The sequence below is a fragment of the Gordonia westfalica genome (assembly GCF_900105725.1).
Lineage (GTDB): Bacteria > Actinomycetota > Actinomycetes > Mycobacteriales > Mycobacteriaceae > Gordonia > Gordonia westfalica.
This window is the reverse complement of sequence record NZ_FNLM01000034.1, coordinates 2,022,906-2,036,340: the sequence shown is the minus strand read 5'-3', so window position 1 is coordinate 2,036,340 and position 13,435 is coordinate 2,022,906. Positions and strand designations below refer to the sequence as shown.

The following is a 13,435-nucleotide window of genomic DNA, read 5'->3' as shown; positions in this document are numbered from 1 at the left end:
TCCTCACTGCGGTTCGAGAACCAGATGGCGCAGCAACTTCCCGGCTCGCTCGAGTACCACCACGCGACTGGAGAGTGTCATGGATGTGTCGTCCCGTACGGATGATTTGGCAGGGCTCCGCCGGCGCATGGCGGCGATGTCCGGGCGTCCCGACCGGCATTCGGTCCAGACGCGCGATCCGGCTGCCGGTGTGCTGCCGATTCCCGAGCCGTTGTCGGAGGTGCTGCCGCACAACGGTATTCCGCGTGGCACGGTCGCGCGGTTCGACGGTGCCAACTCGTTGCTGGTCGCGATGATCGCGTCGGTCACCCGTGCGGGTGGGCAGGTCGGGATCGTCGGGATGCCCCGTCTGAGCCTGTTGTCGGCGGTGGAGATGGGTGCGGACCTCTCGCGTATCGCCACCATCCCGGATCCGGGCATCGATCCGGTGGAGGTCGCCGCGGTACTGCTCGACGGCATGGATCTGGTGGTGCTCGGCCGGGTGGGGCCGGGCACGGCGGATGCGGTCGCCCCGTCGCGGGCGCGCGTGGTGATGGGGCGCGTCCGGAAACTGTCGTCGGTCCTGCTGGTCGCCGGTGGTGCCTGGCCGGGTGCGCAGCTGACCATCGAGGCGCGGGTGCTCACCTATCGGCACAGCCCGTTGTTGTCCGGCGCCACCGACCTGGACTCCGCACGTAGCGGTTACGGCCGCATCGGCGGGATGAGACTGCAGGTCACGGCGTCGGGACGCGGACGGCAGTCGCAGAGCACCGAGGTCGATCTCCTGGCACGAGGTCAGGGCGCCGACCGCACGGTGGAGCTGGTCTCGACGACGCGCGCCCGTCCGGTCCTCGCGGTGGCGAACTGATGAGCCGCCGGACTCTCGCACTCTGGTGCCCGGACTGGCCGGCGATGGCGGCTGCCGCCGAGGCCGACCTGCCGCCGCTGCATCCGGTGGCGGTGCTGTCGGCCAATCGGGTGGTGGCCTGTTCGTCGACCGCCCGGGCCGTCGGCGTCCGGCGCGGTATGCGCAAACGTCAGGCGCAGGCGCTGTGCCCGGAGATGACCGTCGTCGCGGCCGACGAGTCACGCGACGGCCGGCTGTTCGACCCGGTGGTGGCCGCGGTGGCCGAGGTGATCCCGACCCTCGAGGTGCTCCGGCCGGGTCTTCTGGTGATCCCCGGTGATCGGGCGGCGCGCTACTTCGGTGGCATGGAGGCGCTCGCCGAGGAGCTCGTCGACGTCGTGTCGGCCTGCGGCATCGAATCGCAGGTCGGCATCGCCGACGAGATCTTCACCGCCGTCCTCGCCGCGCGGCGCGGACATCAGGTGGAGCCGGGCGGGGATCGTGCCTACCTCGCCGGCCGGCCCGTCGCCGACCTCGCCCTCGAACCGAGCATGAGTGACCCGTCACGTGCCGAGCTGGTGGATCTCTTGCGGCGCCTGGGGATCGGCACCATCGGTGCCTTCGCCGAGATGGACATCGCCGACGTGGCGACCCGCTTCGCCCGGGATGCGGTACTCGCGCACCGGCTGGCCAATGCCTTGCCGGGTCGTGTGCCGTCGGGCAGGCACCTGCCTGCGGAACTGGACGTCGACCACACCTGCGACCCGCCCGTCGACCGCATCGACGTCGCGGCGTTCATCGGACGTACCCTCGCCGACAAACTGCATCATCGACTGCGGGACGCCGCGGTCGCCTGCACCCGACTCACCATCGAGGCGACCACCGAACGCGGCCAACGACATTCGCGGACGTGGCATTGTGCCCAGCCGCTGACCCCGGAGACGACCGCGGATCGCATCCGCTGGCAGTTGGAGGGTTGGCTGACCGGCGGTCGTCGGGCAAAAGGCCGGGGAGCGCAGGAGCGGGGCAAGGACACCCGCCCCGACTCGCCGATCGTGCGCCTGCGGTTGGAGCCGGTGGAGGTCGTCGAGGCCGGTGCGCTGCATTATCAGCTCTCCGACGGGCTCTCCGGTGGCACGGCGGTCGACCCCGACGTCGAGGAACGCGTCCGACGCTCGCTGGTCCGTATCCAGGGGCTGCTGGGTGGTGATGCGGTTCGTATCCCGGTGCTCAGCGGTGGTCGCGGGCCGGCCGAGCGGATCACGATGGTGTCCCTCGGTGATGAACGGACACCGCTCCGGGATCCGTCCGCACCGTGGCCGGGTCACCTGCCGCAACCCACTCCGACGGTGCTGGTGGAGACGGCGATCAGCGTGCTCGACGCCCTCGGCCGGCCGGTGCGGGTGACCGATCGGGGAGCGTTCACCGCCGAACCGGTGACCGTCCGGCTGTCGGAGTCGCCGGGTGGGGGAAAGGGCCGAAAGTCCAGCTGGGGGTTGTGCTGGTGGGCCGGGCCGTGGCCGGTCGGCATGGACCGTGCATCCGCGGCGGGGACCACCGAACTGATCGCGCGGGCGCAGGTGCTGCTCGACGACTCACGGGCACTGCTGCTGTGTTACCGCGGCGGCGAGTGGATGGTGGAAGGGGTCTACGAGTGAACCGATTGCGTCTGGCGAACGGAGAACAACATGGCATCCTCGGTCGCATGGCACCAACCTGGTTGTCGGTGACGGTCGAACTACTCGGTGGGCGTGGGCAGGAGCTGTGGCCCTGTCCGGGACGGATCTTCGCGGTCGGACCGGCGCACACCTTCACCGACCTCGCGAACGCCATCAACAGCGCCTTCGCCCGGTGGGACCTCGCCCATCTGTCGATGTTCACCCTCGACGACGGTCGAGTGGTCACCGCCCCGGAGGTCGGCGACGACCTGATCGCGGGAGGACCAGGCCCGTTGAGCGAGGCATTGGACATCGACTCGGCCAAGGTCCACCAGACCGTGAAACCCGGTGCCGAGTTCCAGTACACCTTCGATCTGGGCGACGACTGGACACACCGCTGTGTGGTGGCCCCCGAGAAGATCGATCCGAAGGAGACGCTCGGCGTCTCACCGCGAGCCCCACTCCCGTACTGGGGTTGGGGTGACATCCCCGACCAGTACGGACGTCGGTGGTCCGACGACGACGGTACGGGCCCGGTACCCGCGCGACCGCACGAGGCGCACCCGATGCTCACCGGGAAATGGCCGGGCCGACAACCGGTTCCCGAACTCGACCTGCGGGAGGTGCTCGTAGCGATCAGGTCCGGGGACGCGGACCGCTTCCTCGACGCGGTGAGCGGTCGCGACATCGACGATGTCCTCCAGCAGGTCGGGGCAGGCGTCCCCGCGGCACTGAAGGCCCGACCCCAGCGAGCCGAACAGGTGGCGGCGTCGATCGTCGAGCGGTTGCGCCGACGCGGCGATGCAGGTGATTCGGAACTGGCCGAGGACCTCCTCGCGCGTCTACGCGGAGAACCCCTACCCGGACGCGTGGCCAGTGTCGACCTCGAGATGCTCGCCGACGCGATGGAGGGGGATCCGAGCCTGTCTACCGGCGGCTACATCGACCTCGAGACCGGCATGCCCTACGACGACGAGATGATGGACCTCGTGGATCGGGACGAGCTCGGCATCGGCGAGGAGGACGACCTCGACCCCGACCGCTGGATCCGGTACGACTGCACCGGATCCCGTGAGGGATGGCGCGACATGGCCGACTTCGCCGTACGACAACGCGACCCGAAGGTGCGGGACCGGCTGGAACGGGCCATCGAAGGTCGCGGCGCGTTCCGCCGATTCCGCGACGCCGTCCACGAATTCGACCTCAACGACCAGTGGCACGCGTTCTCCAACGACCGCAAGATCGGTCGTGCACGCGAGTTCCTGGCGACCGAGGGAATTCGCGTGACGGGCGCTCCGGCCTGACGCCTCAGCTGTTCCGGCCCCGCGCGATGACCGGCCATCGGGTGTCCGACCCGTCGATCGCCACCAGCTCGTCGACGAGATTGACCGCGTTGCACACGTGGTTCGGGACCACCCGCACGAAACTGCCGATACCGGGGATTCCCTCTGCCGAGGACGCCGGAAAGTCCACCACCGCATGATGTTCCGACAACAACACGATGCGCGCGTCGTGGTGGTCGAGGAGTCTGCCGTACCCGGTTGCCCAGGAAGCGCGGTCGGCGCCGAGGATCTTGCTGCCCGCGTCGAGGACGATCCGGTGGGCGTCACGACGTACCACCGTCGCGACGGCGGTCAACGCGATGTCGTCGAAGCAGCAGGAGCCGATCTCCACCTGCTGGGCGTCGTTGAACGGGTACACGCCGGGCCGGATCTCGGTGAGGACGTCTGCCTGTTCGGCGTCGAGGAAACCGATCGTCGGGGTCGAGCCGCCGCTCCGTACCCGCGGTTCGATGCCGTTGGTGCGCAACCCGTCCGCCGCGGTCGCCAGCGCGGCGATCTCCTGGGTGGCGGCGGTGCGTCGGGTGTCCCCGGGGCCGTAGGAATGACCGGGAAAGGTGAACACGCCGATCACGTCGAGTCCCTCGGCGACACCCGCCGCGGCGACCGAGCCGGCCAGCTCCGGGGCGACACCGGTGCGGTGCTGACCGGAGTCGACCTCGACGAGCACCTGCAGACGGGCCGGACCGACCGCCGAGGCGAGATGCCGTGCGCCGGCCAGTGAATCGATCCCCACCCGCAGGGTGACCCGCTCGGCGAGAGCGCGCAGACGGGACGCCTGGCCGGAGGTGGGCCACAACGGGTAGGCGATGAAGATGTCGGTGCACCCGGTGACGTCCGCGGCGTCGGCGAAGGCCTCGGCCTCACCGATGGTCGCCACGGTCAGGCCGACCGCGCCGTGATCGATCTGCATCCGGGCGATCTCGGCGCACTTGTGGGTCTTGGCGTGCGGCCGGACGTCGACACCGACCTTCCGGGCCGCTCCGGCGAGGGTGGCGAGGTTACGGTCCAGGCGGTCGACGTCGACCTCCAGGTACGGGGTGTCGATCACGCGTCGCGACCACCGGAACGACGGGGACGACCCATGGCGGCTGCCGACTCGCCGAACAGCAGATACTCCTGGTGCAGGATGCGGGTGGTCAGGTCGGGGGAGAGGCGGTGCCCCATCTCGGCGATCGTCCCGACGACCGAGCTGACCCGCTTGGGCCGGTCGATGATGGCGTGCAACACCCGGGATGCGGCCTTGTCGACATCCCAGGTGCCGGGCTGGTTCTCGTAGGCCTCGGTGGGTGAGATCATCCGCGTCTTCACCAGCGGCAGACGCACATTGGAGAAGGTCACGTGGTCGGAGACGGTTTCGGTGCCGGTCACGTCGCTGAATGCCTCCAGCGCCGCCTTCGACGCCGCGTAGGCGCCGAAACGCGGACCGCGGGACTGCACCGCGATCGAGGTCACGTTGACCACATGCCCCGACCGCCGGGCGACCATGTGCGGCAGGAGTCCGAGGATGAGGTTGACCGCACCGAAGTAGTTGACCGCCATGACCCGGTGGTAGTCGTGGGAGCGTTGCACCGAGTTCACGGTGGCGCGCCGGATGGACCGGCCGGCGTTGTTGACCAGCACGTCGACGTGACCGTGCTCTGCCAGTACCGATTTGACCAGCGCGTTGACCGACTCCTCGTCGGTGATGTCGCACTGATACGCCACCGCGCGGCCGGGTGGGATGCCCTTCTTGCTGGTTGTCGAATTCAATTCGTCTGCGGCGGACTCGAGTTCGTCCGAAGACCGGGCCACGATGATCACGTTGGCGCCACGTGCGACGCACATCCGGGCGGTGGCCTTCCCGATGCCGCTCGATCCGCCGGTGATGAGGATGTTCTTGCCCACGAGAGGGCCGCGGGGGTCGCGACGCCGGTTGCGGGAGCGGTCGAGGTGTCGCGACCAGTACTGCCACAGGCGTGGTGCGTAGTCGGCGAAGTCGGGGACGCTGATCCCGTGCTCGTGGAGGACGGCGATGGTGGCGTCGGAGGAGAAGTCCACCGGCAACGACACCGCGTCGAGGACCGCGGACGGGATTCCCTGCTGGGCGGCCAGGAGATTGCGGCCGACGCGGGCGGGTCCCATGCCCGACAGCGCCAACACCGGCTCCACCAGGGTGTGGGGGACGGCGTCGAATCCCCGAGGTGCGCCGAACGACGGGGCGAGCGCGTTGTACATCTCGGTGGTGGTGAGCGAACGCCGGTCCCCGAGGTGGAAGACGAGTCCGCTGCGATCGGGCTCCACGGCGATGAGTGCCACCATCGCGGCGGCGACGAAATCGACGGGCACCATGTTGAGGGTGCCGAGGTCGGGCATCGGCAACCGCAGCGACGACGGCAGGCGTCCGAGCGCCGCGAGGTGACCGAAGAAGTAGTAGGGGCCGTCGATCTTGTCCATCTCGCCGGTGCGCGAGTCGCCGACCACGATCGAGGGCCGGTACACGCGCCACCGCAGGCCCTCACGTTCCCGGACGACCCGTTCGGCCTCGAACTTGGTCCGATGATAGGCCGTCGGAAAACCCTGTCCGACTTCGAAATCGGCTTCGGTGAACCGGCCGCGGAAGTCGCCGGCCACCGCGATCGAGGAGACGTGATGGAACAGGGCGTCGTGGGCGATGGCGAAATCGGCGACACGCGAGGTGCCGATGACGTTGGCCGTCCGCTGCGATTCGGCGTCGGCGGCCATGTCGTAGATCGCGGCGAGGTGGACCACGTGGTCGAAGTCCGGCAGGTCATTCGCGTCGAGACCGAGGCCCGGACTGGTCAGGTCGCCGACGACCGGGGTGACCCGCTCGGTGGCACCGAGGTCGTCGAGCAGGGCGGCGAACGCGGATCGCGAGGATTCGCGCACCAGCGCATGGATGGTCGCGTCGGGATCGACGGTCAGAAGACGATCGATGACGCGCCGGCCGATGAACCCGCTGCCTCCGGTGATGAAGTAGCTAGTCATGTAGGGATCCCATCATGTGAGCGGGCGTGTCGCCCGCTGGATGTTCTCGTCCCCCCGATGGGAGCTGGAATCTATCTGGTACTCAGAGTTGCACTTACCTCGGCCGAGCGCAATGATCCTTGCGGAATCAACGGGTTCCGGATGTCGCGTCGAACTGATGTTCGATAGACTGTCCGGGTGGGCTGGGATCAGGGACCACCGACGTGGTCGGAGATGGAGCGGGTGCTCTCCGGTCGGGCGCCCGGCGGCGGTCGCCCGGGCACCGCCTTCGGTCCCGATGACAGCGACCATGCGATGTTCCCGGGTGACGGCGGCGACAGCCCGGCCTGGTCGCGCAAACGTGGTGCGTACCAGGCGGATGGCGTCACGCGCGGCTCGTCGTCGGTGGCCTATGCCGAACTCCACACGCACAGCTCGTACAGCTTCCTCGACGGTGCGTCGATGCCGGAGGAGCTGGTCGAGGAGGCGGAGCGGCTCGGCCTGGCGGCGCTTGCCGTCACCGATCACGACGGCTTCTACGGCATCGTCCGGTTCGCCGAGGCCGCCCGCGAGTTCGACATGCCGACGGTCTTCGGTGCGGAGCTGTCGCTGCAACCCGACATCGCCCGGACCGGACACAACGACCCGCCAGGAGAACACCTGCTGGTTCTCGCCCGCGACGGCGAGGGTTACCGGCGGTTGTCGCGGACCATCGCCGATGCGCACATGGTCGCGGGCGAGAAGGGGCTGCTGCGCTATGACCGTGATGCCCTGGCCGGCGCCGGCGACGGGCACTGGCTGATCCTCACCGGCTGCCGGAAGGGTGCGGTCCGACGCGCGCTGGAACGCGGCGGTGTCCCGGCCGCGGAGATCGCGTTGCGGGAGATGATCGAGACCTACGGCCACGACAACGTCGTCCTGGAACTCACCGCACAGGCCATGCCCGACGACGACGAGCGCAACGCGGTGCTCGCGGGGCTCGCCGCACGCGCCGGGGTGCCGACGGTGGCCACCACGGGGGCGCATTTCGCCGCACCCCGCCGCCGCCGGCTGGCGATGGCGATGGCGGCGGTGCGGGCCCGGACCGACGTCGAGACCATCGCCGGCTGGATGCCGGGAGTGGCCGGCGCGCACCTGCGCAGCGGCGACGAGATGGCCAGGCTGATGCCCGCGCACCTCGACGCGATCGACAACGCCGCCGGTCTCGCCGCCGACTGCGCCTTCCGGCTGGGTCTCATCGCGCCCGAGTTACCGCCGTTCGACGTGCCGGAGGGCTACACCGAGGCCAGCTGGTTGCGCGAACTCACCATGACCCGCGCGCGGCGCCGCTACGGCACGCCTGCCGAACATCCGCAGGCCTACCGGCAGATCGAACACGAGCTCGCCATCATCGAGGCACTCACGTTCCCCGGCTATTTCCTCGTCGTCGCCGACATCGTCGACTTCTGCAAGGCCAACGACATCCTGTGTCAGGGCCGGGGGAGTGCGGCCAACTCGGCGGTCTGTTACGCGCTGGGGATCACCAACGTCGACCCGGTCGCCAACAAGCTGTTGTTCGAGCGGTTCCTGGCCCCGGAACGCGACGGGCCGCCCGACATCGACGTCGACATCGAGTCGGACCGTCGTGAGGAGGCCATCCAGTACGTCTACCGCCGGTACGGCCGGGATCGCAGCGCGCAGGTCGCCAACGTCATCACCTATCGCGGTAAGTCGGCCATCCGGGACATGGCGCGGGCACTGGGCTATGCGCCCGGTCAGCAGGACGCCTGGGCGAAATCCCCGGACACCGCACCATCGGACGTGACCGATCTGGCCGGTGAGATCCTCGGTATGCCACGGCATCTGGGTATCCACTCCGGTGGCATGGTGATCTGCGACCGGCCCATCGCCGACGTCTGCCCCACGGAGTGGGCGCGGATGGCGAACCGCAGCGTGCTGCAGTGGGACAAGGACGACTGCGCGGCCATCGGGCTGGTCAAGTTCGACCTGCTCGGTCTCGGCATGCTCTCGGCGCTGCACTATGCGATCGATCTGGTCGCCGAGCACAAGGGCGTCGAGGTCGACCTCGCCACGCTCGATCTCGCCGAACCCGCGGTCTACGAGATGCTCTGCCGCGCCGATTCGGTGGGCGTGTTCCAGGTGGAGTCGCGCGCCCAGATGGCGACCCTGCCGCGGCTGAAACCACGTTGTTTCTACGATCTGGTCGTCGAGGTGGCGCTGATCCGTCCCGGACCCATCCAGGGCGGCTCGGTGCATCCCTTCATCAAACGGCGCAACGGGGAAGAACCGGTCGCCGTCGAACACCCGTCGATGTTCAGGGCGCTCGAACGGACACTGGGTGTGCCGCTGTTCCAGGAGCAGCTGATGCAGCTGGCCGTCGACGTCGCGGGCTTCGACGCCTCCGAGGCCGACCAGTTGCGACGCGCAATGGGCTCCAAACGGTCGCCGGAGAAGATGGAGCGGCTGCGCAGGCGCTTCTACGCCGGCATGGAGCGTTTACACGGCATCACCGGCGACACCGCCGACCGCATCTTCGAGAAGATGGCCGCCTTCGCCAATTTCGGCTTCCCGGAGAGCCATTCGCAGAGTTTCGCGTCGCTGGTCTTCTACTCGTCGTGGTTCAAGCTGCACCATCCGGCCGCGTTCTGTGCGGCGCTGCTGCGGGCGCAGCCGATGGGTTTCTACTCGCCGCAGTCGCTGGTCGCCGACGCCCGCCGGCACGGGGTGGCCGTCCATCGGCCCGACATCAACGCCTCCCTCGCGCACGCGACGCTGGAGAACGACGGCCTCGACGTCCGGCTGGGACTCGACGAGGTGCGCGGGGTCGGTGAGGAGGTCGCCCAACGCATCGTCGACCGTCGAGCGGCCGGGCCGTACACCGACATCACCGATCTGTCCCGGCGTGCCGCGTTGAGTGCCAAGGAGCTCGAGGGACTCGCCGGGGCCGGGGCTTTCGACGGTTTCGGCCTCAGTAGACGGCAGGCGCTCTGGGAGGCCGGGGCCGCCGCGACCGTCCGCGACGATCAGCTGGAACTGCGATCGGCGGGTGCCACGCCGACGCTGCCCGGCCTGTCCGACATCGAGCTGGCGGCCACCGACGCGTGGGCCACCGGCATCACCCCGACGTCGTATCCGACGCAGTTCCTGCGTCCACGGCTGGATGCGATGGGGGTGGTGGCCGCGGACCGGTTGCTGTCGGTGCCCGATGGTGCGCGTGTGCTGATCGGTGGTGCGGTGACCCACCGCCAACGACCTGCGACGGCCTCGGGGTGACCTTCATCAACCTCGAGGACGAGACGGGGATGGTCAATGTGGTGTGTTCGGTGGGCCTGTGGGCGCGGTACCGTGTACTGGCACAGACAGCACCGGCTCTGCTGGTGCGCGGTCGGGTACAGAACGCCGAGGGGGCCGTGACCGTCGTCGCAGATCGTTTGCAGCGCATGGATCTTCGGGTGGGAACCAGATCCAGGGACTGGCAGTAGCCCGCGGGGGCCTGCCAGATCGAGAAGACGAGGAATCGGGGACATCGATGTCGCAGCTGGTCGTGGTGACCGTCAAACCGAAGAGCAGCAAGGGGCCGCTGGTGGAAACCGGACCCGACGGTGCCGTCACCATCTATGTTCGCGAGCCCGCCACCGAGGGTCGTGCCAACAAGGCCGTCGCCGAAGTGCTCGCCTCACATCTCGGAGTGCCCAAGAGCAAGGTCGCGCTCATCGGCGGGGCGACCGCCCGCACCAAACGGTTCCGAGTGGGTTAGACGGCCCCGGCGAAACCGTTCTGCCGCCACGCCTCGTAGACGACGATGCTCGCCGCGTTGGCGAGGTTGTGCGATCGACGGCCGGCGAGCATCGGGATACGCACGCGGTCGGTGACCTCGGGTTCGGCAAGGACCTCGTCGGGCAGTCCCGTGGGTTCCGGACCGAACAGCAGCACGTCGCCGGGGCGATAGTCGACGTCGGTGTGATAGCGCTCCGCGTGCGCGGTGAACGCGAACACCCGCTCGGGCTTCAGGGTGGTCCACGCCGTCACCAGGTTGGGATGCACGGTCACGGTGGCCATCTCGTGGTAGTCCAGACCCGCCCGCTTGACCTGGGCGTCGGACATCGAGAACCCCAGCGGTTCGATGAGGTGTAGTTCGCATCCGGTGTTGGCGGCCAGCCGGATCGCGTTTCCGGTGTTCGGCGGGATGCAGGGTTGATAGAACATGATCCGGAACATGATGTGCCCAGCGTAGTCGCAGGGCGGTGCCGCGTTCCGATCGCTACAGCTCGAACCCCGTGTTCGCCCCGCACAGCACGATGCACAGCGTCGAATCCGGTTCGGGCCGAACCGCTCCCGTGGTCACCGCGGCGACCGCAGCGGCGGTGCCGTGTTCGACGAGGATGCGGTGGGAGTCCCACAGCATCCGTCGGGCGGCGATGAGCTGGTCGTCGGTCACCAGCACGCTGTCGACGGCCGGGTGCTGTGCCGCGGTCTCCCAGCAGATGTCGCCGATGCGTGTCGCGCCGAGGGAGTCGGCGGCGATGCTCTCGAGTTCGACCGGGACGGGTGCACCCGCCGCCCGCGCCTGGTGAAAACACGACGATCCGAGGGGTTCGGCACCGACCAGACGGTCGCCGGGACGCAGCGTCGCCGCGAGTCCGGCCAGGAGTCCACCGCCGCCGACGCAGGCCACGGTGGTGAGCGGACCCGCGATGTCCCCGGCGATCTCGAGGCCGATCGTGCCCGCACCCGCGACGATGTCGGGTAGGTCGTAGGCATGCAGCGCCAGGGCGCCCGTGGCCTCGGCGATGTCCACCGCGGCGTCGGCGGCCTCCTGATAGCGCAGTCCGACGAGGTGGACCTGGGCACCCAGGGTCCGCAGAGTCGCGACCTTGACCTCGGGAGCTGTCTCCGGGACCACCACGGTGCAGGGCACGCCGGCGATGCGTGCGGCCCAGGCCGCGCCGATCGCGGCGTTGCCTCCCGACGCGACGAGGACCCCGGCGTCGGTCAGTGTTCCCCCGGCGCGCGCGTGCAGCGTCGCCCAAAGGCTGCCACGAACCTTGAAACAGCCGCCGAGCTGGAGATACTCGAGTTTGAACACGACATCCCGCGGGCCGTCGACGGTCTGGATGGTGCTGCGCAGGACCGGTGTCCGCCGCAGGTGCGGCGAGATGGTCGCAGCGGCTCCGTAGACATCGATCGACACTGCTGTCACGGCATCGACAGTAGTGCGCTCACATCGTCGCCCGTGCGAATGGAAGAATGTCGGTCGTGACCGCGATACGACTGGATGGCAAGACCACGCGCGACGAGATCTTCGCAGATCTCACCGAACGGGTGAACAAGCTCCGCGAGGCGGGCATCACCCCGGGTCTGGGCACGGTGCTCGTCGGCGACGACCCCGGTTCGCATTCCTACGTGAAGGGCAAGCACGCGGACTGCGCCCGTATCGGTGTCGAGTCCATCCGCAAGGACCTGCCGGCCGACGCCACCACAGAGCAGCTCAACGCGGCGATCGACGAGCTGAACGCCGACCCGGCCTGCACCGGCTACATCGTGCAGTTGCCGCTGCCGAAGCACCTCGACGAGAACGCGGCGCTCGAGCGGATCGATCCGCTCAAGGACGCCGATGGACTGCACCCGATCAACCTCGGTCGACTGGTGCTGGGCAAGGAGTCGACGCTGCCCTGCACGCCGCGCGGCGTCATCCACCTCCTCCGCCGCTATGACGTCCCGATCGCGGGTGCCCGGGTCACCGTCGTGGGTCGCGGTGTCACCATCGGCCGGCCGATCGGTCTGCTGCTGACCCGTCGCAGTGAGAACGCCACGGTCACCCTCTGCCACACCGGTACCGCCGACCTCAAGGCCGAGATCGAGCGCGCCGACATCGTCGTCGCGGCTGCAGGAGTACCGCATCTGATCACCAAGGACATGGTGAAGCCGGGTGCCGCGGTCATCGACGTGGGCGTCAGCCGGACCGACGACGGCCTGGTCGGCGACGTTCATCCCGATGTGTGGGAGGTCGCCGGACACGTGTCGCCGAACCCCGGTGGCGTCGGCCCGCTGACCCGTGCGTTCCTGCTCGTCAACGTCGTCGAACGGGCCGAGCAGCAGCTCGCCGCCCAGCAATCCGCTGCCGGAGTCGTCGCCGGGGTTGAGGGCGGCGGCACGGCGTGAGCCCGGACGAGCCGCACGCCGGGCCTTCCCCTGCGGATCTGCCCTCGTCGGATCCGAATCGGCCGCGACCGCTGCCCGTGGACGACGGCCGGCACGACGCCGAGCCCGCTCCAGAACAGGTGCAGGGTCTGCGTGCGGTCCTCGTCCAGATCCCGTACCTGCTGGTCATGCTCGGTGTGCTCGCGGCAGCGTTGCTCGTGATGTTCGACCGCTGGCGACGCGGATCCTTCGTCTTCGGCGCGGCGCTTCTCGTCGGAGCATTGCTACGCGCCTTCATCCCGTCATCGCGAGCCGGATTGTTGCAGGTCAGAGGAAAATTGTTCGACGTCTCGGTGATGGCGACGGTCGGTGGTGTGATGCTCTGGCTCGCCACCTCGATCGACTCTTTGGGCACGGATTGATTACAATAGAGACCTGAGCGTGACCTTTAGGACGAGTGGTCGCGCCTGACCAGGCAACTCTCTCTGCCCAGCAGCACTGAG

At 68.8% G+C, this 13,435-nt stretch carries 10 protein-coding genes and 1 pseudogene; 7 read left to right on the top strand and 4 right to left on the bottom strand.

What is annotated here, in order from left to right:
* Window positions 1-79: 79 nt before the first annotated feature.
* From BLU62_RS14665 to BLU62_RS14655, 3 genes are read left to right on the top strand one after another with little or no spacing between them, the layout of a single operon-like run.
* Window positions 80-847: a hypothetical protein gene (locus tag BLU62_RS14665; RefSeq protein WP_074850220.1), complete on the top strand. Its 768-nt coding sequence runs from the start codon at window positions 80-82 to the stop codon at window positions 845-847.
* Window positions 847-2,484, top strand: coding sequence for a DNA polymerase Y family protein (locus BLU62_RS14660; protein WP_074850219.1), 1,638 nt, complete (start codon window positions 847-849; stop codon window positions 2,482-2,484). Before BLU62_RS14665 ends, BLU62_RS14660 begins: the two co-directional genes overlap by 1 nt.
* Before the next feature lie 47 nt (window positions 2,485-2,531).
* Complete coding sequence (locus tag BLU62_RS14655; protein ID WP_074852916.1) at window positions 2,532-3,788, top strand: IS1096 element passenger TnpR family protein; 1,257 nt, start codon at window positions 2,532-2,534, stop codon at window positions 3,786-3,788.
* A 4-nt stretch (window positions 3,789-3,792) separates the two neighbouring features.
* On the opposite strand, the gene BLU62_RS14650 is transcribed toward BLU62_RS14655, so the two are convergent.
* A complete protein-coding gene (locus tag BLU62_RS14650) occupies window positions 3,793-4,875 on the bottom strand; it encodes an alanine racemase (RefSeq protein WP_074850218.1) in 1,083 nt (360 codons plus the stop codon).
* A complete protein-coding gene (locus BLU62_RS14645; RefSeq protein ID WP_074850217.1) occupies window positions 4,872-6,812 on the bottom strand; it encodes an SDR family oxidoreductase in 1,941 nt (646 codons plus the stop codon). The genes BLU62_RS14650 and BLU62_RS14645 overlap by 4 nt, the downstream gene beginning before the upstream one ends.
* 177 nt (window positions 6,813-6,989) lie before the next feature.
* On the opposite strand from BLU62_RS14645, the pseudogene BLU62_RS14640 reads away from it, so the two are divergent.
* Both BLU62_RS14640 and BLU62_RS14635 read left to right on the top strand, forming a co-directional pair.
* Window positions 6,990-10,273 (top strand): annotated as a pseudogene (locus tag BLU62_RS14640) (error-prone DNA polymerase).
* A gap of 47 nt (window positions 10,274-10,320) precedes the next feature.
* Complete coding sequence (locus BLU62_RS14635; RefSeq protein WP_074850216.1) at window positions 10,321-10,548, top strand: DUF167 domain-containing protein; 228 nt, start codon at window positions 10,321-10,323, stop codon at window positions 10,546-10,548.
* Here BLU62_RS14635 and BLU62_RS14630 read toward each other — a convergent pair.
* A complete protein-coding gene (locus BLU62_RS14630) occupies window positions 10,545-11,009 on the bottom strand; it encodes a tRNA (cytidine(34)-2'-O)-methyltransferase (RefSeq protein WP_005195904.1) in 465 nt (154 codons plus the stop codon). The genes BLU62_RS14635 and BLU62_RS14630 overlap by 4 nt on opposite strands.
* Window positions 11,010-11,052: 43 nt before the next feature.
* On the bottom strand, window positions 11,053-11,991 hold the full coding sequence (locus tag BLU62_RS14625) for a serine/threonine dehydratase (RefSeq protein ID WP_074850215.1): 939 nt from the start codon (window positions 11,989-11,991) through the stop codon (window positions 11,053-11,055).
* Between the two features lie 56 nt (window positions 11,992-12,047).
* Between BLU62_RS14625 and BLU62_RS14620 the strand changes: the two genes are divergently transcribed.
* Together BLU62_RS14620 and BLU62_RS14615 are read left to right on the top strand one after the other, a co-directional pair.
* The gene (locus BLU62_RS14620; RefSeq protein ID WP_208863636.1) at window positions 12,048-12,953 is read left to right on the top strand and encodes a bifunctional methylenetetrahydrofolate dehydrogenase/methenyltetrahydrofolate cyclohydrolase; all 906 of its coding nucleotides are present in this window, start codon (window positions 12,048-12,050) and stop codon (window positions 12,951-12,953) included.
* Window positions 12,954-13,120: 167 nt separating this feature from the next.
* A complete protein-coding gene (locus BLU62_RS14615; protein ID WP_244278367.1) occupies window positions 13,121-13,354 on the top strand; it encodes a DUF3017 domain-containing protein in 234 nt (77 codons plus the stop codon).
* The last annotated feature ends 81 nt before the right edge of the window (window positions 13,355-13,435 follow it).